The organism is Paracoccus sp. (in: a-proteobacteria) (genome assembly GCF_030538695.1).
Classification (GTDB): domain Bacteria; phylum Pseudomonadota; class Alphaproteobacteria; order Rhodobacterales; family Rhodobacteraceae; genus Paracoccus.
In genome coordinates this window covers 156065-176936 of the sequence record NZ_JAUNTN010000002.1, presented here as the reverse complement: position 1 = coordinate 176936, position 20872 = coordinate 156065, and the positions used below count along the sequence as shown (strand labels likewise).

Annotated in this window: 22 protein-coding genes and 1 tRNA gene; 14 read left to right on the top strand and 9 right to left on the bottom strand. The window is 63.9% G+C overall.

What is annotated here, in order from left to right; genetic code table 11:
• Nucleotides 1–195 precede the first annotated feature (195 nt).
• The gene (locus tag Q4G24_RS01920) at nt 196–528 is read left to right on the top strand and encodes a hypothetical protein (RefSeq protein ID WP_303364807.1); all 333 of its coding nucleotides are present in this window, start codon (nt 196–198) and stop codon (nt 526–528) included.
• 37 nt (nt 529–565) lie between these two features.
• On the opposite strand, the gene Q4G24_RS01915 is transcribed toward Q4G24_RS01920, so the two are convergent.
• Nucleotides 566–2380, bottom strand: a complete 1815-nt coding sequence (locus Q4G24_RS01915) for a monovalent cation:proton antiporter-2 (CPA2) family protein (RefSeq protein ID WP_303364806.1) — start codon at nt 2378–2380, stop codon at nt 566–568.
• A 95-nt stretch (nt 2381–2475) separates the two neighbouring features.
• Nucleotides 2476–3417, bottom strand: a complete 942-nt coding sequence (locus Q4G24_RS01910; protein ID WP_303364805.1) for a ring-cleaving dioxygenase — start codon at nt 3415–3417, stop codon at nt 2476–2478.
• A 125-nt stretch (nt 3418–3542) separates the two neighbouring features.
• Here Q4G24_RS01910 and Q4G24_RS01905 point away from each other — a divergent pair, with 125 nt between their 5' ends.
• Nucleotides 3543–4457, top strand: coding sequence for a LysR family transcriptional regulator (locus Q4G24_RS01905; RefSeq protein WP_303364804.1), 915 nt, complete (start codon nt 3543–3545; stop codon nt 4455–4457).
• A 6-nt stretch (nt 4458–4463) separates the two neighbouring features.
• On the opposite strand, the gene Q4G24_RS01900 is transcribed toward Q4G24_RS01905, so the two are convergent.
• From Q4G24_RS01900 to Q4G24_RS01890, 3 genes are all read right to left on the bottom strand, one after another.
• Nucleotides 4464–6968, bottom strand: a complete 2505-nt coding sequence (locus Q4G24_RS01900; RefSeq protein ID WP_303364803.1) for a DUF3772 domain-containing protein — start codon at nt 6966–6968, stop codon at nt 4464–4466.
• Nucleotides 6969–6971: 3 nt separating this feature from the next.
• Nucleotides 6972–8003, bottom strand: a complete 1032-nt coding sequence (locus Q4G24_RS01895) for a cysteine synthase A (protein ID WP_303364802.1) — start codon at nt 8001–8003, stop codon at nt 6972–6974.
• A 121-nt stretch (nt 8004–8124) separates the two neighbouring features.
• Entirely contained in the window at nt 8125–9177 is a 1053-nt protein-coding gene (locus Q4G24_RS01890; RefSeq protein WP_303364801.1) for an NUDIX domain-containing protein, read from the bottom strand.
• Nucleotides 9178–9282: 105 nt separating this feature from the next.
• Between Q4G24_RS01890 and Q4G24_RS01885 the strand changes: the two genes are divergently transcribed.
• From Q4G24_RS01885 to Q4G24_RS01870, 4 genes are all read left to right on the top strand, one after another.
• Nucleotides 9283–9372: transfer RNA gene (locus Q4G24_RS01885), tRNA-Ser, on the top strand.
• Between the two features lie 52 nt (nt 9373–9424).
• A complete protein-coding gene (locus Q4G24_RS01880) occupies nt 9425–9886 on the top strand; it encodes a RidA family protein (protein ID WP_303364800.1) in 462 nt (153 codons plus the stop codon).
• Nucleotides 9883–10629, top strand: a complete 747-nt coding sequence (locus tag Q4G24_RS01875; RefSeq protein ID WP_303364799.1) for a glycerophosphodiester phosphodiesterase family protein — start codon at nt 9883–9885, stop codon at nt 10627–10629. Before Q4G24_RS01880 ends, Q4G24_RS01875 begins: the two co-directional genes overlap by 4 nt.
• A 93-nt stretch (nt 10630–10722) precedes the next feature.
• Complete coding sequence (locus tag Q4G24_RS01870) at nt 10723–11859, top strand: GNAT family N-acetyltransferase (RefSeq protein WP_303364798.1); 1137 nt, start codon at nt 10723–10725, stop codon at nt 11857–11859.
• Nucleotides 11860–11884: 25 nt separating this feature from the next.
• Here the strand turns inward: Q4G24_RS01870 and Q4G24_RS01865 are convergent, their stop codons facing one another.
• Entirely contained in the window at nt 11885–12370 is a 486-nt protein-coding gene (locus Q4G24_RS01865; RefSeq protein ID WP_303364797.1) for a peroxiredoxin, read from the bottom strand.
• 75 nt (nt 12371–12445) lie between these two features.
• On the opposite strand from Q4G24_RS01865, the gene Q4G24_RS01860 reads away from it, so the two are divergent.
• Entirely contained in the window at nt 12446–13603 is a 1158-nt protein-coding gene (locus tag Q4G24_RS01860) for an NAD(P)/FAD-dependent oxidoreductase (protein WP_303364796.1), read from the top strand.
• On the top strand, nt 13600–14172 hold the full coding sequence (rsmD, locus tag Q4G24_RS01855) for a 16S rRNA (guanine(966)-N(2))-methyltransferase RsmD (RefSeq protein ID WP_303364795.1): 573 nt from the start codon (nt 13600–13602) through the stop codon (nt 14170–14172). The genes Q4G24_RS01860 and rsmD overlap by 4 nt, the downstream gene beginning before the upstream one ends.
• 126 nt (nt 14173–14298) lie before the next feature.
• On the opposite strand, the gene speB is transcribed toward rsmD, so the two are convergent.
• Nucleotides 14299–15258 carry an agmatinase gene (speB, locus tag Q4G24_RS01850; protein WP_303364794.1) on the bottom strand — a complete coding sequence of 320 codons (960 nt, stop codon included), beginning with the start codon at nt 15256–15258 and terminating at the stop codon, nt 14299–14301.
• Between the two features lie 125 nt (nt 15259–15383).
• Here speB and Q4G24_RS01845 point away from each other — a divergent pair, with 125 nt between their 5' ends.
• Nucleotides 15384–16493, top strand: a complete 1110-nt coding sequence (locus tag Q4G24_RS01845) for a cytochrome-c peroxidase (protein ID WP_303364793.1) — start codon at nt 15384–15386, stop codon at nt 16491–16493.
• A 50-nt stretch (nt 16494–16543) separates the two neighbouring features.
• Here Q4G24_RS01845 and Q4G24_RS01840 read toward each other — a convergent pair whose 3' ends face one another.
• Entirely contained in the window at nt 16544–17182 is a 639-nt protein-coding gene (locus Q4G24_RS01840; protein WP_303364792.1) for a YceI family protein, read from the bottom strand.
• Between the two features lie 220 nt (nt 17183–17402).
• Here Q4G24_RS01840 and rpsF point away from each other — a divergent pair, with 220 nt between their 5' ends.
• Genes rpsF through rplI form a run of 3 tightly spaced genes read left to right on the top strand, consistent with a single transcriptional unit; the run spans nt 17403 to nt 18596 of the window.
• On the top strand, nt 17403–17756 hold the full coding sequence (gene rpsF, locus Q4G24_RS01835) for a 30S ribosomal protein S6 (RefSeq protein WP_303364791.1): 354 nt from the start codon (nt 17403–17405) through the stop codon (nt 17754–17756).
• 12 nt (nt 17757–17768) lie between these two features.
• A complete protein-coding gene (gene rpsR / locus Q4G24_RS01830; protein WP_085867363.1) occupies nt 17769–17996 on the top strand; it encodes a 30S ribosomal protein S18 in 228 nt (75 codons plus the stop codon).
• Nucleotides 17997–18008: 12 nt separating this feature from the next.
• Entirely contained in the window at nt 18009–18596 is a 588-nt protein-coding gene (rplI, locus tag Q4G24_RS01825; protein WP_303364790.1) for a 50S ribosomal protein L9, read from the top strand.
• A gap of 58 nt (nt 18597–18654) precedes the next feature.
• Here the strand turns inward: rplI and Q4G24_RS01820 are convergent, their stop codons facing one another.
• On the bottom strand, nt 18655–19098 hold the full coding sequence (locus Q4G24_RS01820) for a GFA family protein (RefSeq protein ID WP_303364789.1): 444 nt from the start codon (nt 19096–19098) through the stop codon (nt 18655–18657).
• A gap of 108 nt (nt 19099–19206) precedes the next feature.
• Between Q4G24_RS01820 and Q4G24_RS01815 the strand changes: the two genes are divergently transcribed.
• Nucleotides 19207–19833 carry a hypothetical protein gene (locus tag Q4G24_RS01815; protein WP_303364788.1) on the top strand — a complete coding sequence of 209 codons (627 nt, stop codon included), beginning with the start codon at nt 19207–19209 and terminating at the stop codon, nt 19831–19833.
• Nucleotides 19833–20843, top strand: a complete 1011-nt coding sequence (locus Q4G24_RS01810) for a YihY/virulence factor BrkB family protein (RefSeq protein ID WP_303364787.1) — start codon at nt 19833–19835, stop codon at nt 20841–20843. The genes Q4G24_RS01815 and Q4G24_RS01810 overlap by 1 nt, the downstream gene beginning before the upstream one ends.
• The last annotated feature ends 29 nt before the right edge of the window (nt 20844–20872 follow it).

Sequence of the window (20872 nt, the reverse complement as noted above, 5' to 3'; positions counted from 1 at the left end):
GCGCCCGTTTGCCGACCTGCCCCTGATCCTTCTGCTGGCCGCCGGTATCAGCGCCGGCAATGTTCTGCACCAGCCCAAGCGGGCGAAGGGCCACAATCAAGGCGCTGTCATTTCACAAGCAGAATTGCCGGTGGATTGCGTATGAACTGCCTGCCCCTTTCGGGCAAAACAACCGACAAGGCAAAAGGAGAACTCATGTATATCAAATACTTTCTTGCCCTCCCCCTGATTGTCCTTCTGGCTGCTGGCAGCAGCGCCGAGCCATCCGAAGGTGAAATGCGGCAAGCGATCCAGGCTGAGTTTGATAAAATCGCGCCGCTGTTGCCCAGGCCGATCAAAGTTCTGTCTTTTCAGAAAAACGGCTGCATAATCGAAAGCACGAACACCTATAACTGCACATTCACGGCCGAGGCAGAAGGGCCGAATATGCGGACGGGCAAAACAGATATTTCAAAGAGTGACGCCTATGCCCTGTTCGAAAAGACCGGGGGCGGCTGGATCGCCAAATCGGCACCGAGGCAACCCTGACAAAAACGGCGGGGATGATCCCCGCCGTTTAGCGCCGTCAGGCGGGTTGATCCCCGACCACATCGCCCTGATCGTCGGTTTTGCGGCGGCAGGGTGCGGTCAGCGGCTCGGGCATGGGCAGGCCGGGCCGCACCAGCCGGTCGAGGCCCGAAGTGTTTTCCCCCTGCACCTGCATCGACAGCCGTTCCGCATCAAGCTGGCGGATCGCGGTGACGGCACCGCGGACCTCATCTTCGGAACTGCCCAGCTCACGCAGGCCCTGTGCGCCCATGACAAAGGCGGATTCCAGCGTCTCGCGCACCTCGAAATCAACGCCCGCACGGATCAGATCGACCGAATGGCGGCGGTCATAGCTGCGCACCAGCAGACGGGCCATCGGGAACTCATGCCGGACCAGCTCGGTGATACGGTTGGCCGTGTCACGGTCATTCACACAAACCATGATCACCTCGGCGTCAGCGGCACCGGAATGGTGCAGCACATCCAGCCGCGAGCCGTCGCCATAGAAGATCTTGAACCCGAAGGCACGGCTGGCAATACGGATCAACTCGGGGTCGGTTTCGATCACCGAGACATCGACGCGCTGGCGCAGCAGCACCTGCGAGACAAGCTGACCAAAGCGGCCAAAGCCGATCATCAGCACCTGACCATGCAGGTCGCGAGCCTCCTCGACCCCCTCCATCGAAGGGCTTTCGTCCTTCAGGAAGCGGTCAGCGGCAATCAGGATCAGCGGCGTCAGCGCCATGGACAGGATCACTACGGTTGAAAACAGCGCGTTCTGATGGTCGGTAATCACCCGCCCCGACACCGCACCGATGAACAGCACAAAGGCAAACTCTCCGCCCTGCGCGAACATGCTGGTGCGGTGCAACGCCTGCCGGTTGGTCGATCCGAACAGCCGCGCCACGCCGTAAATCTCCGCCGCCTTGACCAGCACGGCAGCAACCAGCATGGCCAGCACCAAAGGCCAGTCATTCGCCAGAACCCGCAGGTCCAGCGACATGCCCACGGCCATAAAGAACAGCCCCATCAACAACCCGCGAAACGGTTCGATGTCGGTTTCGATCTGATGGCGATAGCTGGAGCCAGACAGCAGAACCCCTGCGATAAACGCCCCCATCGCCATCGACAGACCCACCGTTTCCATCAGCAGCGCCGAACCCAGCACGATCAACAACGCGCCCGCCGTCAGCACTTCGCGCGTGCGGGACCGGGCCAGCAGCGCAAAGAACGGGTCCAGCAGATAGCGCCCCGCCACGATCAGCGCGACCAGCGCCCCCGCCGCCAGCAGCACCCCGCCCGCACCGCTGTCGCCGCTGGCGACCGGCGACAGCATGGCGACAAAGGCCAGCAAAGGCACGATCATCAGGTCTTCAAACAGCAAGATGCTGACGGCTTTCTGCCCCTCACCGCTGGCGATCTCGCCGCGTTCTTGCAGGATCGACATGATAACGGCGGTCGAGGACATGACGAACCCCGCCCCACCGACAAAGGCCGCTGCCGGGGAAAAGCCGAACAGCAGGATACCGCCCGCCGTCAGCAGCGCGATACAGGCCAACACCTGCGCCAGCCCAAGGCCAAAGATCTGCCCGCGCATCGACCACAAGGTCGAGGGGCGCAGCTCCAGCCCGATGACGAACAGGAACATCACCACGCCCAATTCCGCGAAATGCAGGATCGAGGCCGGGTCACTGAACAGCCCCAGCACCGACGGTCCAACCAGCGCCCCGGCCGCGAAATAGCCCAGCACCGAGCCAAGCCCGATCCGCCGGAACAGCGGCACCGCGACAACGGCGGCCCCGGCCAGCACCACAACCGGGCCGATCATCTGCGCCAAACCCACTTCAGCCATGCGATTCTCCTGTTTTGCGCGCTTGTTTCCGCAAACATCCCTTACTGCAAGTAAAAACCGCCCCGAAGGGCGGTTTTTGTCTGTATTCTCCGGCTTCAATCCAGCGGTTTCAGTCGCGCCTCGATCTGCGCCCGGCGTGGTTCAAGGAACGGTGGCAGGGACAGCGCCTCACCCATGGTCTCGAACGGTTCGTCCACATCAAAGCCCGGCGTGTCGGTGGCAATCTCGAACAGGTTGCCGCCGGGTTCGCGGAAATAAAGGCTGCGGAAATAATACCGCTCGACCTCGCCGCTGTTGGGAATGCGCAGGGCCTGCACCCGCTGCGCCCATTCCGCGATGGCCGCGTTATCCGGCACCCGGAAGGCGACGTGATGCACCGCCCCCGCACCCTGACGCGCCACCGGCAAGCCGGGCTGAACCGCAACGTGCAGTTCCGCCGAAGGGCCGCCCGGCCCCATCTCGAACACATGCACCTGCCCCTGACCGTCCGGGCTGGCATAATCGCGGACCCGGCGCATGTTCATGGCATGGGTCAGAACCGCCTCGGTCGGGGCCAGTTCCGGCACCGAAATCGTGATAGGCCCAAGCCCGCGGATCTGGTGTTCCGCTGGCACCGGGCTGCGCTCCCATGGATGCGCCGGGCCGGGCTGGTCAGCGGTCAGCCGCAGGCGCTGGCCCTCGGGGTCGTCGAAATCCAGCGTCGCGCGACCATCCAGCGTGCGGATCGGATCAGCCTGCACCCCGGCGTCCCGCAGTCGCGCCGCCCAATAGTCAAGGCTTGCCTCAGCCACCCGCAGCCCGGTGCGGCTGATCGAGTGGGTGCCGCGCCGTTCCCGCGCCACCGGCCAGTCGAAAAAGGTGATGTCCGTGCCGGGGCTGCCCGCCCCATCGGCAAAGAACAGGTGATAGGCGCTGGTGTCGTCCTGATTGACGGTCTTTTTCACCCGGCGCAGGCCAAGCGTATCGGTATAGAAACGGTTGTTCCCCGGTGCGTCAGCGGTGATCGCTGTCAGGTGGTGGATGCCGGTCAGTTCCATAATCGCCTCCTTTGGTGTGTTCTGTTGCAGCCTATATCGCGTCCCACACAGGCTTCCGCCAGATCGGGGAACAGCAACCCCGCGTTCGGGATTTGCGAACAGGGCCAAGCGTGCTAATCAGAGCCATGCGCTATTCCCTTGATGAGATCGAAACCTTTCTGACGGTGATGGAGTTAGGCACCGTCACCGCCGCAGCCGCACGGCTGAACCTGTCCAAATCGGTGATTTCCAAGCGGATCGCGGATTTTGAAGCGACGATCGGCGCAGCCCTGTTCCGCCGCAACGCGGGCCGCATTGCACCAACCGAAGCCGCCACCCGTCTGGCCGAACGCCTGCGCCCCGCGCTGGCCGAGCTGACGGCGGCGGCGGAAAGCGCCGCATGGGGCATGGATGGCGCCGCCCCTTTGCGCGGACGGCTGGCGATTGCCGCGCCGATGAGCTTTGGCACCATGTTCCTGTCGCCTATCCTTGCCCGCTTTGCCGCGCTGCATCCGGAGCTGGAGATCCGTGTCGATTACGACGACCGCAGCCGCGATCTGGCGCGCGAGGGCTTTGACATCGGCATCCGTATCGGGGCCGCCCGCGACGGCGCACTGATGGCCCGCAAACTGTGCGAGGATCAGCAGGTGATCGTGGCCGCGCCGGGCTATCCGCTGCCCGCCACACTGGCCGATCTGACCGGGGCGGATGTGATTTCATACAGCCATACGGCGGATTCGACGCTGTGGCGGTTCCGTCAGAACGGGCGCGAGATCACGCCACATATGAACAGCCGCATCAGTCTGAACAATGGCAAGGCGATCCGCGACATGGCGCAGGCTGGGCTTGGGCTGGCGATGCTGCCGGGGTTTCTGGTTGCCCAAGCCCTGCGCGACGGGCGCCTGATCCGGGTGCTGCCCGATCTGGAGACCCGCCCGCTGCCCATTTGGGCCGTCTGGCCGCCGGTCACGCCGCTGCCGGCCAAGCTGCGGGCGCTGATAGATCATCTGGCGGCGGAACTGGCGGGCGGCGCACCTTGGGCGGGCGGGGCAGCGGGCTAAGCGCCCTCAGCCTGCGTTATTGCCGCCGTCCGTATCCGGCGCATCCGGCACCCCGGGGCCGCTGTCGCCGTCATCCTGCGCCAGCACATTTGGCGCCTGATCGCGTCCAGGGGCCGGGATCGGCTCGATCCGGGTCGGCTTGGGTGGCGCGGTCATATCAGTATGCAACACCTGCGCCAGCGTCTCGGGATTGCGCAGCCACAAATCGCGCTGCGGGAAGGGCATTTCGATCCCTGCCGCATTCAGCCGCGCATAGATTTCATGCCGTATATCGGACATGATCCGCGTGCCGGAGTTAATGTCGGCCACGATCGCCCGGACCTCAAAGTTCAGACCGTCCGCCCCGAAATCCGTGAACAGCACCGTCGGCGGCGGGTTGACCATGATCGTCGGCTGATCTTCGGCCACTTCGCGCAGAATACGCTCGACCTCGCGCGTGTCCGAGCCATAGGCCACGCTAACCGCCACGATCACCCGCCCGTTCAGGCTGCCGCGCGTCCAGTTCGTCACCGTCTGCGTGATCAGATCGCTGTTCGGCACGATCACATCGGTGCGGTCAAATGTCTGGATGCGGGTCGAGCGCACTGAAATATTCTTGACCACGCCGGAATTGCCACCCGCGTTGATCCAGTCGCCCACCGTCACCGGGCGCTCGATCAGCAGGATGATGCCACTGACAAAGTTCTGGACGATGTTCTGCATCCCGAAACCGATACCGACCGACAGCGCACCGGCAACGATAGCCAGCGATGACATGTCGATCCCGGCGCTGCTGATCGCCAGCAGAGCGGCAAGGAACACACCGATATAACCCAGCCCGGACACGGCAGCATTCTGCGCGCCTTCATCCAGTCGCGTCTTGGGCAGGATCGAGTTGCGAAACATCCCCTGGATCATCCGGGTGGCGGAATAACCAACCGCAAAGACAATCAGAAATGTCAGGATATTGCCCGGCGACAGGCGGATGCCGCCCATGCTGAAACCGGCCTGAAGGCGGGTCCAGAACTCGCCCAGATCGGTCGGGCGTGCGCCCCAGATCAGCGCAAGAAACGGCAGCGCCGCGACCACCAGCAAAAAGCCGATTAGCACCACAAACAGCGAATCCCGCGCACCCTCCTGCCCGCGGCGCAGCATGTAATACAGGTCCGCGATAAAGTCCTGAAGCACCATCACCAACAGCGCAATGGCCACCGTCAGCACCGAAGACCACAGCACCGTATTCGCCAGCGTCACATAGCCGATAGCCGCCGCCGCCACAGCCGCCACAGCCACGATCCGCCCCAGCGTGCCGATGCCGCCAACCACGCGGGCGCGAATCTGCGCAGGATCGGCCGGGTCATGCAGCGGCGCTCGGCGCAGCATGTTCGACAGCCGGAACAGCAACAGCGCCCCGATCAGGATGATCGGCAGATGCCAGACCGCCGCCCCTGCCGGGGTAAAAACCTTGGCCAGCGGCGCTTCGTAATCGGTCGGACCAAACCCGCCCGACAGAGGCAACACCGCCACCGCCAGAATGAAATTGAACGCCAGCGCCCCCATCAGCAGGATCAGCGTATGACGCAGGCGCGGGCGCTTTTCGGCGGGGAAGAACACCGGGCCCTCATCAATCGAGCCAGAGTCAGGAAAGGCACGCTGCGCCAGCCAGATGCCGGCAAAGAACAGCACCCCCGCCACCGGCAGCGCCATCAGGATCGGGCGACCGCGTTCCCCGACCAGCCCGGCAGCGTCCAGCGCCGCGATCAGCAGGCCGACGCCGATCACCGGCAACACGATCTGCGCCAGCGATACCAGAAAATCCACCGCCGCGCGTGAGCTTTCCGAGGCTCGCGCCGACAGCCGGTTCGGCAGTCGCGCGACCCAGCGCCTACCCCAGATCATCAGCCCCAGCGCCGCCAGCAGATAGCCCACGATCCGCACGGCGCGGTCCCCCAGACCGGACAACCCGCCGCTGGCACTGATCTGCTGCGTTTGTTCGTCGATCAGATCGGTGGCAGCCTTGGTGCCGTCACTGAGCGCAACCGGCCAGTTCGCCGGGTTCAGCGGCGAGGGCGACTGTTCCAGCAAAGCCGTAGTCTGGCGCTTGCGGGTCTGCTCATCAATGTTGCGGATCATCGCATCGGCGCGGCTGTAAGCCTCGGTCGCGGTCACGCCGGGGGCTTGCAGGTCGGACAGTTGCGTATTCAGTTCGGCCCGGCGGCTGGCAATATCCTTGGCCTCGGATTCGCCCTCGGCAGGCGCGGGGCCAAGCGCGTCAAGCTGTGCCTTGACCGTATCAATCCGCCCCGCGTTGATATTCTGCGCGTCGGAAAACTCTTGCCGCCAGCCGACCAGATCGGCCCGCAGATCCTGCAATGCCTGATCGCTGGCCTCACCAGAATCAATCTGCGCTTCCGCAGCCGAGGCTTCGCTGTTCCAGGCCGCATAATCAGGCAACTGCTGTTCCTGCGCCGCCAACGGCAAGGACAGCAACAAAAACCCCGTCAGAACGGTAGCAAGCAAACGATGCAGCATCTTTTACCCTTCGGTCACGTCTGGCATGGCGGGCGCGGTCGCATCCAGCCAATGCGGCACGGGCAGCCCCTTGTCGCGCAGGAACGCCGGGTTCCACAGCTTGCCCATGTAACGCTGGCCGGGATCGCACAGCACCGTCACGATGGTGTGACCCGGCCCCATTTCCCGCGCCATGCGGATCGCACCCGCGACATTGACCCCGGACGAACCGCCCAGCACCAGCCCTTCATGCTGCGCCAGATCGAACAGCACCGGCAGCGCCTCGGCATCGGGGATGCGCCAGGACATATCGGGGGTAAAGCCTTCCAGATTGGCGGTGATGCGCCCCTGCCCGATACCCTCGGTGATCGAGCTGCCGGGGCTTTCAAACACGCCCTGCGTATAAAAACTGTAAAGCGCCGCACCCTCGGGATCAGCAAGCCCGATCTTCACGCCCTTGGGCTGCAAGGCCATCGCCACCCCGGCCAGCGTTCCGCCTGACCCCACGGCACAGGTGAAACCGTCCACCTTGCCGCCGGTCTGTTCCCAGATTTCCGGCCCGGTGGTTTCCAGATGCGCCTGACGATTGGCGGTATTGTCGAACTGATTGGCCCAGATGGCGCCATTGGGTTCGGTTTTTGCCAGTGCCGCGGCCAGACGCCCGGAATAACGGACATAATTGTTCGGATTCTTGTAAGGCACCGCCGGAACCTCAACCAGCGTCGCCCCCGCCAGCCGCAGCATGTCCTTTTTCTCTTGGCTTTGCGTATCAGGAATTACGATCACGCTGCGGAACCCCATCGAGGCCCCCACCAGCGCCAGCCCGATGCCGGTATTGCCCGCCGTTCCCTCGACAATAGTGCCGCCCGGCTTCAGATCGCCCCGCGCCACCGCATCGCGGATGATATAAAGCGCCGCCCGGTCCTTGATCGACTGGCCGGGGTTCATAAACTCGGCTTTTCCCAGAATCTCGCACCCTGTCGCCTCGGATGCGCGGCGCAGCCGGATCAGCGGCGTATTACCGATGGCAGAGGCAAGATCGGGATGGATGGTCATGGCGGACACTCCGTTAGCGCCGGAAGCCCGGCAATTCCTTATGGTTTAGGGCGCTTGTCGCCCACCCACAACCCGCTGTCCACAGCAAGGTTCCCCCACACGCTTCCCCCGCCCGCTATTGTCACGCGCGAAGCTGATCCAGATGCAGCCGCAACCATAAGGCAAGGATCAGCAGCGGCCCGTTGCGGATCGCCCCCGCCTGAACCAGCGCATCCAGCTCCTCGCGGGGGATCGGATGGCTGCGGATGTCCTCGGCCTCGGATGCCAGCCCATGCACCCCCGCCGCCGCATCGGGCAGATCGGCCAGCCCGATGAACGGATAGATCCGTTCCGCCACCGCCGCCGGGCTAGGATAATGCAGCGGCGCCGGGATCAACCGGCCAAGGCGCAGACCGGCTTCTTCGACAGCCTCGCGCCGGGCGGCATCGTCGGGGGTCTCGCCCGCGTCGATGCGGCCCGCAATGCCCTCCAGCAACCACGGCTGCGGATCACCCATCGCCACCGGCGCGGCCCGCATCTGGTCGATCAGCAGCACCCGGTCGCGTTGCGGATCATAGGGCAGGATCACCACCGCATCGCCCATACCGAACACCGCACGCTCCAGCGGCTCAGACATACCACCATCATGCAGCGAATGGCGCAGATGCAAATGCTGGACCGAGAAATATTCGGCATAAGGCTGGCGCGTGCTGTCCAGATCGACCCGACCTTCGGTCAGCAGATCCGTCACAGGTGGCGCAAAAGCCTGCGCCCGCAACCGTGACCCGGCCCATATCCCGATCATCGGCAAGCGGCGGGCCGTGTCCTCAGGGCTGCGCCCGACCTCATCACTCAGGATAATCCGCGCAATTTCCGCCGCCAGATCGCCCGGCCAGTCACCGGGCCAATCACAGGGCCAGTCGCCTGCACCAGAGCCCGCATCCTGCGCGCCCCAGACCGGCCCGGCCAGCCCGAACACCGCCGCATAGCGGCGCAGCGCCGGGGTCATTTCGACCTCGACACCCGGAACCCCCGGCCCTTCGGTCCAGCAAGGCCAGCCGCCCGCCTCGATCCCTGCCCGCGCGCCGCCGCGCAGGCCACCGGGCAGCACCACGGCCCGCCCCTGCACCCCAAGCACCGCCAGCATCCGCGCATCCGCCAGAGGCCCGACCAGAACCACCCTTTCACCGCTCATCCAGCACCCCTTGCCCACAGAACAATTTTCCACATTTTCTGCGCCATCCCCCCTTGCACTTCAACCCGGCTGGCTATATCAGCCGCCCCTACCACACCAAAGCGCGGAGAGGTGCCGGAGTGGTCGAACGGGGCGGTCTCGAAAACCGTTGAGCCTGCAAGGGTTCCGTGGGTTCGAATCCCACCCTCTCCGCCATTATTCAGCCCCCTGCCCAAGCGACCACGCCAAGCTGCAAACGGAGGCTATCATGTCCATCACCGACCGCCTGACCGAACTGGGTATCACCCTGCCCGACGCGCCCGCACCCGCGGCGAATTACGTTCCCTTCGTGCTGTCGGGGAATCTGGTGTTCGTCTCGGGCCAGATTTCCGCCGGACCGGACGGGCTTATCACGGGCAAACTGGGCGCCGATCTGAACGTGGCGGAGGGCGCGGACGCCGCCCGTGCCTGCGGGCTGGCGCTGATTGCGCAACTGCGCAAGGCGCTGGATGGCGAGCTTGACCGGCTGGTGCGGGTGGTGAAACTGACCGGGTTTGTGAACTCAACCCCCGATTTCACCGACCAGCCCGAGGTTATCAACGGCTGTTCCGACCTGATGGTACAGGTCTTTGGCGATGCGGGCCGCCACGCCCGCGCCGCCGTCAGCGCCCCCGCCCTGCCGCGCGGCGTGGCCGTGGAAATCGAAGCCATTTTCGAGGTCCGCCCATGACCCTGCACCCGGACTTTCTGACCCGCCCGATTGCGCATCGCGGCCTGCATCAGCCGGGCATACCGGAAAACAGCCTCGCCGCTTTTCGCGCCGCGATTGATGCGGGCTACGCGATTGAATGTGACATCCAGCCTGCCGCTGATGGCACAGCGATGGTTTTCCATGACTACGACCTGAAGCGGCTTTGCGGCGCGGATGGCTTCGTCAACCAGCAATCCCCCGAGGCGCTGGCTCAAACCCGCCTTCTGGACACCGACGAAACCATCCCCACGCTGGCCCAAATACTGGCGCTGGTCGCCGGCCGCACGCCCCTGTTAATCGAGATCAAGGATCAGGACGGCAGGCTTGGCCCCGACATTGGCGACCTTCAGGATCGGGTGGCGGCGCTCTTGGTCGATTACCACGGCCCGGTTGCGGTCATGTCCTTCAACCCGCACACCACCGCCGCCTTTCACAAGGCTGCGCCGGAAATCGCCTGCGGGCTGACCTCCTGCCACTTTCCGGCAGATGACTGGCCGATGCTGGGTGCCGATCAGCGCGCCCGGCTGGCGGATCTGGCGGATTACACCAGCAGCGGTTCGTGCTTTATCTCGCATCAGCATACCGACCTGACCAACCCGGCGGTGGCCCGCATCAAGGCGGCAGGCGGAGTGATCCTGTGCTGGACCATCCGCAGCCCGGAATCCGAGGCTAACGCCCGCCAGATTGCACAAAACATCACCTTCGAAGGCTATCTGGCCTGATCTTTTGTCCATAAATATCCCCGCCGGAGGCATCCACCGGCGGGACCGGCGCCGCCATCTGGTAATTGCCGCGCCAGCGCCTATCTTGCGCCCATGACCCTTACCGTCCAGACCCACCGCGCCATTTCCGACATCCCCGCCGCCGACTGGGACCATCTGGCCGGAACCAACCCGTTCACCAGCCACCGCTTTCTGGCGGCGCTGGAAACATCCGGCTCTGTCGGGGAGGACACCGGCTGGCTGCCCGCGCATCTTTCGGCCACACTGGACGGTCATCTGGCAGGGGTTGCACCGCTTTACCTGAAAACCCATTCGCAGGGCGAATATATCTTTGACCACGCATGGGCCGATGCCTACACCCGCGCGGGCGGTGATTATTACCCAAAGCTGCAATGCGCTATTCCCTTTACCCCTGCCACCGGCCCGCGCCTGCTGTCCCCCGACCCGGATGTGCAAATCGCCCTGCTGCGCGGCATGGCACAGGTGGCCCGCAATGCCGACCTGTCCGGCGTCCATGTCACCTTCTGCACCGAATCCGAGGCCGCACTGGCCGCACCTGCCGGTTTCCTGCCCCGCGTGACCGAGCAATTCCACTGGGAAAACCGGGGCTATAACAGCTATGATGATTTCCTTGCCGCGCTGTCCTCGCGCCACCGCAAGGCCCTGCGCAAAGAACGCGCCCGTGCGCAGTCCTTTGGCGGCAGCATCCGCAGCCTGACCGGCGAGGATCTGCGCCCCGCCCATTGGGATGCTTTCTGGCGGTTTTACCAAGATACCGGCAGCCGCAAATGGGGCCGCCCCTATCTGACCCGCGCCTTTTTCGACGCCATCCACCAGACCATGCGCGACGACATCCTGCTGGTGCTGGCCGAACGCGACGGCCAACCGATTGCCGGGGCGCTGAACTTTATCGGGCCGGATGCGCTTTACGGCCGCTATTGGGGCTGCCTTGAGCATCACCCCGATCTGCATTTCGAATTGTGTTATCATCAGGCAATTGACTGGGCGATTGCCCATCAGATCCCCCGCGTCGAGGCCGGGGCGCAGGGCGATCACAAACTGGCACGCGGCTATACGCCTGCGCCAATCCACTCGCTGCATTGGGTTGCGGACCCCGGTTTTTATCGGGCGCTGGATGATTACCTGACCCGCGAACGGCAGGCCATCGGTGAGGAACTGGATGCCCTCACCGACTTTGCCCCGTTCCGGCGTGGTCCCTTAGGCGGCTAAGCAGCCATGGGGGGCCTTTGGGCGGTTAAACCGCCTCCAGCAGCGATTCCCCGGCTGAAACCGAGCACATGCCGGGGCTGTCCTCGATCTGAATGACTTCGATCACGCCATCGGTTGCCGCCAGCGCGTAACGCTTGGACCGGCCGAACAGCCCGGCGGGCGGCGCATCAAAGGCCAGCCCCATGGCGCGGGTAAAATCTCCCGCCGCATCAGCCAGAATGGCGATCCCCGCCTTATCCGATCCGGTCGCTTCCGCCCAAGCCGCGCAAACAAACGGATCATTCACCGTCACGCAATAAATCGCATCAAAGCCCTTGGCCCGGAAGGCATCCGCCGTGCGGATGAAACTTGGCATATGCGCATTGCTGCACGTCCCGGTAAAAGCTCCCGGCAGCCCGAAAACCGCCACCCGGCCCTTGGTCAGATCGGCCATCTGCACCTGCTCGGGGCCATCAGCCCCCATCCGCAATACGGTCGCATCGGGCAATTTGTCGCCTTTGGAAACAGCCATTTCACACCTCCTGACATTGCAACACGGCTGCCCTGATCCTAGATTGCCCGGCGAAAATTGCCAGTGGGGGAAACCATGGCCGGAACTCTTATCATCGGCGCGGGACAGGCTGCGGCCTCGCTGGCGGCAAAGCTGCGTGCGCTTGGGGATACCGCCCCGATCACCATTCTGGGCGATGAACCCGCCGCCCCCTATCAGCGCCCGCCGCTGTCCAAAGCCTATCTGCTGGGCGAAATGGGCCTTGACCGGCTGGAACTGCGCGCCCCGGACTGGTGGGCCGAGAACGACATCCGCCTGCTGACCGGCACCACCGCACTGCATATCGACCGTGCCGCGAAAACTGTGGAAACCAGCGCCGCTGCCCTGCCCTATGACCGGCTGGCGCTGACCACCGGCGCCACCCCGCGCCCGCTGGCCGGGGCGCTGACCATTCGCAATCTGGCCGATGTGGACGCCCTGCGCCCCCGGCTGCAACCCGGCCAAAGGCTGGTGGTGATCGGCGGCGGCTATATCGGGCTGGAGGCCGCCGCTGTCGCCCGCAAGCTGGGGCTGGAAGTCACGCTGATCGAGGCTGCCCCTCGCATCCTTGGCCGCGTCGCCGCCACGGAAACCGCCGATATGATCCGCGCCCTACATCAGCGTCACGGCGTCACCCTTCTGGAAAACACCGCCATCACCGGCATCACCCCCACCGCTGTCACCCTGACCGATCGCAACATTCCGGCGGATCTGGTCATCGCCGGCATCGGCGTCACCCCCAACACCGCGCTGGCCGAAACTGCCGGGCTGGCGTCGGACAATGGCATCGCCACCGATGAACAGGGCCGCACCTCTGACCCCGCCATCTGGTCAGCGGGCGACTGCGCCAGCTTTCCGTGGCGTGGGACGCAACTGCGGCTGGAAAGCGTCGGCAATGCCATCGACATGGCGGAACTGGTGGCCGAGAACATGCTGGGCGCGGGCAAACCCTATGTGCCGAAACCGTGGTTCTGGTCGGATCAGTTTGACGCCAAGCTGCAAATTGCGGGCCTCAACACTGGCTTTGACCGTACCGTGACGCGGCCGTCGGATCAGGGCGGCAGCGTATGGTATTTCGCCAAAGATCGCCTGCTGGCCGTGGACGCGCTGAATGATCCCCGCGCCTATATGGTCGGCAAGCGCCTGATCGACGCGGGCCGCAGCGCAGATCCGGCGCTGATCGCTGACGCCCCCGACCTGAAGGCATTGCTATGAGGATCGTCGGCGGTCGCCTGCGCGGATTGAAACTGGCGGATGTGGGCGAAGGCGACCCCGCCGCCCATTTGCGCCCGACCACCGACCGGGTGCGCGAAACAATCTTCAACCTGCTGGAAAACGCCCATAGCCTGCGTCTGGATGGGATGCGGGTGCTGGACCTGTTCGCCGGCACCGGGGCGCTGGGGCTGGAGGCCCTGTCGCGCGGCGCGGCGCGGGTAGCCTTTGTCGATGACGGCGCCAAGGCTCGCGCCCTGCTGCGAAGCAATATCGAAAAAGCCCGCGCCATGGGCGAAACCGATGTCTGGCGGCGCGATGCCACCCGGCTTGGCCCAAACCGGGGGCCGGGCTATGATCTGATCCTGCTGGACCCGCCCTATGATACGGGCCTTGGCGAAGCCGCCATCGCCAGCGCATTGGATGGCAACTGGATCGCCCCCGGTGCCACGATCATGTGGGAAGACGCCCGCCCACCCCTGATTCCCGCGCCGCTGCGCCAGATCGACCAGCGCCGCTATGGCGATACCACAATCACCATCTGCCGGATGCCGGATCCGCTTGTTGGATAAGTAAAGGGGGCTTTGCCCCCTCTTGGCCTGCGGCCAATTCACCCCGGGATATTTAAGGGCAAAAGATAGGATCGCTTTCTTCTTCATAAAAATATCCCGGGGGTGCGGGGGCAGCGCCCCCGCGACTTAACGCCGGGCCGCCGCCGCCAGACAGATCAGCGAGACAGCCACATGCGCCCCGGCTACGGCTGTAATGCCGGTCGGGTCGTAGGGCGGCGAAACCTCGACGACATCGCCCCCCGCAAAATTGATTCCGGCAAGGCCGCGCAGCAAAGCCTCGGCCTGCCAGCTTGCCAGCCCGCCCCAGACGGGCGTGCCGGTGCCGGGCGCAAAGGCCGGGTCCAGCGCGTCGATATCAAAGGTCACATAGCAGGGCCGGTCGCCCACCACGGCACGGATCCGGTCCAGCGTTGCCTCGATACCTGCCTGATGCACCCCCGGCGCATCAAGGATCGTGACCCCAAGCGTGTCCGGGTTGTCGGTGCGGATGCCAACGCTAACCGCAGCCGCCGGGTCCACCAGCCCTTGCCTGATCGCCTTATACAGAAAGGTGCCGTGGTCGATACGGTCCGGGTCGTCATCGACCCATGTATCAGAATGGGCGTCAAACTGGATCAGCGCCATCGGCCCATATTTCGCCGCCATCGCCCGCAGGATCGGCAGGGTGATGAAATGATCGCCCCCCAGCGTCACCGGCACCACGCCCGCCGCCAGAATCGCGGCGATATGGTCGGTGATCCGCCCCGGCGTCTCGCGGACATTCGCGTAATCGAAAGCCACATCGCCGTAATCCACCATCGCAAGTTCCTGCATCGGGTCGAAGCCCCAGCCGAAGGGTGCGTCGAACGGTTGCAGGCAGGATGCCTCGCGGATGGCACGCGGCCCGAACCGGGTGCCGGGGCGATGCGTCACCGCCTGGTCGAAGGGCACGCCGGTGATGGCCAGGTCCACCCCCGCCAGATCCTTGGTATAGCGCCGCCGCAGAAAGCTGGTTGCCCCGGCAAAAGCATTCTCGAAACTCTGGCCGCGCAGGTCGGCGCGGGTGAAGGCGTGGTCGATTTGGGTCGTTGCGTCACTCAGAGACATTCAGGCCACCGTTTGATCTGTGTCAGAACATTGTCGTGAAAATACTGCAATATTCTGCGCGGGCGAGCGGTCCGCAAGGATATTCGCCGGGAAACGCGAAAACCCATCCGTAAGGAGATGTAACGATGAAACGGATACTCCTTCTGACAGGCGCCGCGCTTGCAGTTGCTTCGCCCGCGCTGGCGCAGGATGCAGCCATCGACAATGCGGCACTGCGCGAAGAAGCCTTGGCAATTTTTGAAAAAATCCCCGCAGAGCCGCAACCGATTGCGAAGGCGGGCGCAGATGAAGCCCTGCCGCTGACCCCGGAAAAGGTCGAATTGGGCAAGATGCTGTATTTCGACCCGCGCATGTCGTCCTCGCAGCTGATCTCCTGCGCGACCTGTCACAACCTGTCGCTGGGTGGCGATGATGAGTTGCCGGTCTCGATCGGTCACGGCTGGCAGAAAGGCCCGCGCAACGCCCCCACGGTGCTGAACTCGGTCTTTAACGCTGCGCAATTCTGGGATGGGCGCGCGCCTGACCTTGCCGAACAGGCGAAAGGCCCGGTTCAGGCGGGTGTGGAAATGTCCAATACCCCCGAGCAGGTGGTGACGACGATCAATTCCATGCCGGAATATGTCGAGGCCTTCAAAGCCGCCTTCCCCGGCGAGGCTGACCCGGTGACATTCGACAATTTCGCCCATGCGATCGAGCAGTATGAGGCGACGCTGATTACCCCCAATTCGCCGCTGGACCTGTTCATGGCGGGCGATGACGCGGCGATGACCGATCAGCAAAAAATCGGGATGCAGGCATTTATCGACACGGGCTGCACCGCCTGCCACTATGGCATCAACCTTGGCGGGCAGGATTACCACCCGTTCGGCGTAGTCGCCAAACCCGGTGCCGATATTCTGCCGCCCGATGACGCTGGTCGCTTTGCGGTGACGCAGACCGCCAGCGATGAATATGTGTTCCGCGCCGCGCCGCTGCGTAATATCGCGCTGACCGCGCCCTATTTCCACTCGGGTCAGGTGTGGGATCTGCGGCAGGCGGTTCAGATCATGTCGGATTCGCAGATCGGCACGGAAATGTCGGATGAGGATGCGGATAATATCGTGGCCTTCCTGCACGCGCTGACCGGCGATCAGCCCGAAGTCACGATCCCGGTGCTGCCGAACCGCACTCAGGACACGCCGGCCCCGAACCCGATGGTGCCGCCCGCCCCACCGGCAGAGGCCAGCAACGGCTGACACGAAAAAAAGGGGCGCCAAAGCGGCGCCCCTTTCCCATTTCGCAGCGATTACTGTTTGTTCATCTCGGCGTCGATGCGGATTTGCACCTCATCGGAAACTGCCGGAACAAAAGCGCCCAGGTTGAAGTCAGAGCGTTTGATCTCGGTCGTCGCCTCGAAGCCGACGGTGGCGACATTGGTCATCGGGCTGGGAGCGGCCTTGTTCAGCGTCACATCAAGCACGACCGGCTTGGTCACACCGTTCAGCGTCAGATCGCCGGTGACTTTGGCCTTGTTGTCGCCATCCGGGGCAACTTCGGTCGAAACAAAGGTTACTTGCGTATCCGGTGCCGCACCTTTGAAGAAATCATCCCCCATCAGATGCTCGTCCAGACCCTTGGACACGGTTTGCAGCTTGGACAGCGGGAAAGATGCGGTGATCGTGGATTTTGCCGGATCGGCAGGGTCCAGAACCGCCTCACCCGACAGGCCGTTCACGAAGCCAAAGCTGGTCGAAAAGCCCATGTGATTGTAATGAAAAACGATCTGGCTGTGATCGGCGTCAAAGCCATAGGTGCCAGCCTCGACCGCAGCGGCGGTCGCCTCGGACGCCGGGACAGCCTCGGCGGAAACATCGGTCTGCGCAAAGGCCGACAGCGGCGCGGCGGCAAGGGCAAGGGCGAAGGGAAGGGCCAGAATGTGGCGCATGGGGGACTCCTTTGGTTGTCAGCGCATAACGCAAGCCTGACGGAAACGGTTCCCTTCATCTTTCAGAAGCCACGTTCCGCGATTGCCGTTGCAATCCTGCCGAATCCGGCTATAAGGCTGCATCCTTCCGCATATTGCGAAACCGGCGCAGCCTCTCGTGGCGGGGCGCGGAAGGGGTTTTCCCGCCTGTGAAGCCCGCCTGAAACGAAAAGGGTCTGACATGCCGCTTTATGAGCATGTGCTGATCGCCCGCCAGGACCTGTCCAATACGCAGGCCGAAGGGCTGATGGAACATTTCTCGACCGTGCTGGCCGATAACGGCGGCAAGGTGGTCGAATCGGAATACTGGGGTGTCCGCACCCTGGCCTATAAAATCAACAAGAACCGCAAGGGCCATTACGCCTTTCTGCGTTCGGACGCGCCTTCGGCCGCCGTTCAGGAAATGGAGCGTCTGGCCCGTCTGCACGAAGACGTGATGCGTGTGCTGACCGTCCGCGTGGACGAACACGAGGAAGGCCCCTCGGTTCAGATGCAGAAACGCGAAGAGCGCGGCGAACGCCGCCGCCGCGACTAAGGAGGACACGACATGGCTAACAAACCGTTCTTCCGCCGTCGCAAAGTCTGCCCGTTCTCGGGCGAGAACGCGCCGAAAATCGACTATAAAGACACGCGCCTGCTGCAACGCTATATCAGCGAACGCGGCAAGATCGTGCCGTCGCGCATCACCGCCGTCTCGGCCAAGAAGCAGCGTGAGCTGGCCCGCGCCATCAAGCGCGCCCGCTTCCTCGCCCTGCTGCCCTATGCCGTGAAGTAAGGGGACAGACACATGCAAGTCATCCTGCTGGAACGTGTGGCCAAACTGGGCCAGATGGGCGAAGTCGTCAGCGTCAAGGAAGGTTACGCCCGTAACTTCCTGCTGCCGCAAGGCAAGGCGCTGCGCGCCTCGGAAGCCAACATCAAGGCATTCGAAGCCCAGAAAGCTCAGCTTGAGGCCCGCAACCTCGAAACCAAAGCCGAAGCCGAAAAGCTGGCCGAAAAGCTGAATGGCGAAACCTTCGTCATCATCCGCTCGGCCTCGGACGCCGGTGCGCTTTACGGTTCCGTCACCACCCGCGACGTGGCCGATGTGGCGACCGAAGGCGGCTTCTCGCTGGACCGCAAGCAGATCGTGCTTGGCGCCCCGATCAAAGAACTGGGTCTGCACGGCGTTGCCGTTCACCTGCACCCCGAGGTCGAAGCCGAGATCGTGCTGAACATCGCCCGCTCGACCGAAGAAGCCGAGTTGCAAGCGCAGGGTAAATCGATTCAGGATCTGGCCGCCGAGGCCGATGCCGAAGCCGATTTCGAAATCGCTGAACTGTTCGACGACATCGGCGGTGCCGCCGATGATGAGGACGATCAGCCGGAAGTGTAATCACTTCTGCTGCCGAAAAGCAAACCGCGCCGCATCCCGGCGCGGTTTTTTTCATGGCTCAACGCGCCTCAGCAGCCTGAACCGCAGCATAAAACTGTTCCGGCGCGGGTGATTCGTCAAAGCCGGGGACACCCTCAGGCAATACCACCCACGGCTGTTTGCGCCGCAGCCAGATATGCGCCATCGGTTGCAGCCCCGCGCTGTCCGCCAGCGTGCCAGCCCGCAGAAAGATCATATCCGGCAAGGCACTGTTGCAATTAAACAGCCGGGTAAAGCATGTGGCGCAAAAGACTTCTTCAAAGCTGATGCCATGCGCGGCGCGGGTGCGGCTGACGGTTGCGCCCTGACAGTCGAGAACCGCCGCCGCCACCATCGCATGTTCGGCAAAGGCGCTGCCGCTACGGGTCTGGCAGTTCAGGCAATGGCAGGCATAAACATGCAGCCGCGCAGCAGAAATCTGATAGGTGACAGCGCTACATTCGCAGCTTCCGGTTTGGGACATTGGTTTTCCCTTATCTGTCCTGCCAGCCTAACAGCTATCATTCATCAGCGGAACATTCCTATGGCTGGCGGTGTTGATCCCCGAACACCTTGAACAAAGGGAAGCCCGATGAATGACCGCTATGATAACCGCCCGCGCCTGACGGATGCCGCCGTGACCAGCCAGACCCGCTTTGGCCCACGCCCTGCGCATCCCAACCACCATGTTGCCTCGCCCTACCGGCCCTCGACGCTGGACTCGCGGCGGGTGATCCCCAGCGGCGATGTCTCGCCCGGTGGGGACCGGGTCTGGCCGCGCCCGTCTCTGACCTCGAAGCTGCTGGTATGGGGCGGCATGGGGGTTGCAGCGGCCGCACTGACCGCTGGCGGGATTCTGGCGGCGCGCAAGGTTGTGGACGCGCTGGCCGGTGAACCGCAGCGACCGCAGAGCTTTGGATCGCAGGAGACAGCCCGGCGCCACGCCGCGCCGCAGCGGTTCTTGGATGAGGCGCCGCGTCCCAAGCGCCGCCCGCGCCCGTCTCTGCTGTCCGAGGTCAACAGCACCACGCAGCAGCTTTCCGGTGGGCTGAACAGTGTGATCGGCTCGCTGGCCGGAGCGGTGGCCGGGTTCCGCGCAGTCGCCCGCGATGCCGATGGGATCATCCGCGACTTTAACCAGACCGCCGATTCGATCCGCGCCATGATGCAGCAACGTGATAACCGCCGCCCCGGAGATGACGGGAACGGGTCGGCCTGATGTCCGGCCCCCGCTCGATCAGCGACGCTATTTTCGGCCCGCTGGATGACGACACCCGCCGTCGCTTTGGCCTGCTGCACGATCCTGCCCCGGACCTGCGGACGCAAGAGCAGGCACAGATCGAATCCGCAGGCGGGCCGCAATCCGGCTGGCAGCTTGACCGCACCGACTGGCTGGCCGTCGGCAAGCGCAGCCTTGCCGCGATCAGCAAGGACCGGGTGACTTCCGTGGCCGGGGGCGTGACGTTTTTCGGCCTGCTGTCGCTGTTTCCGGCAATTACCGCGCTGGTGTCGATCTATGCCGTGCTGGCCGATCCAATGACCATCGACAGCCATCTTCAGGGCCTGTCGCATCTGCTGCCCGAAGGCGCGATGCAGATTATTTCAGGGCAGGTTAACAGCATTGCCGCCGCCCCGAAAAATGCCCTTAGCGCCGCCGGGGCGGTTGCAATTCTGCTGGCACTTTACAGCGCCATGGGCGGGATCAAGGCGCTGCTGGAGGCGCTGAATATCGCGTGGTTCCAGCCTGAGACGCGCGGCTTTTTCCAGCTGAATCTGGTGGCGTTTTTGTTCACCATCGGCGCGATTGGCCTGATTATCGCGCTGATCGGGCTGGTGGCCGTGTTGCCGCTGATGCTGTCCTATCTGCCGCTTGGCGGGGGCACGGTGACAGGGTTGCGCTGGCCGCTGATGTTCGGGGCGTTGATACTGGCGCTGGCGGTGCTGTATCGCTGGGGACCAAGTCGGCATGATGCAACTTGGCAATGGATCACGCCGGGGGCGCTTATCGCATCCGTCGGACTGATCGCGGCCTCGCTGCTGTTTTCGTGGTATGCGGCCAATTTCGCCAATTACAATCAGACCTATGGATCGCTTGGCGCGGCGATCGGCCTGATGATGTGGCTGTGGATTGCCGCTATCGTAGTGATGGTCGGGGCCGAGGTGAACTCGGAAATCGAGCGGCAGGTGCGGATACGCGCCGGGTTGCCGGTGCCGGACAGCAAAGACTGAGCCTTGCACCCGCAGCACCGGCAGGTGCC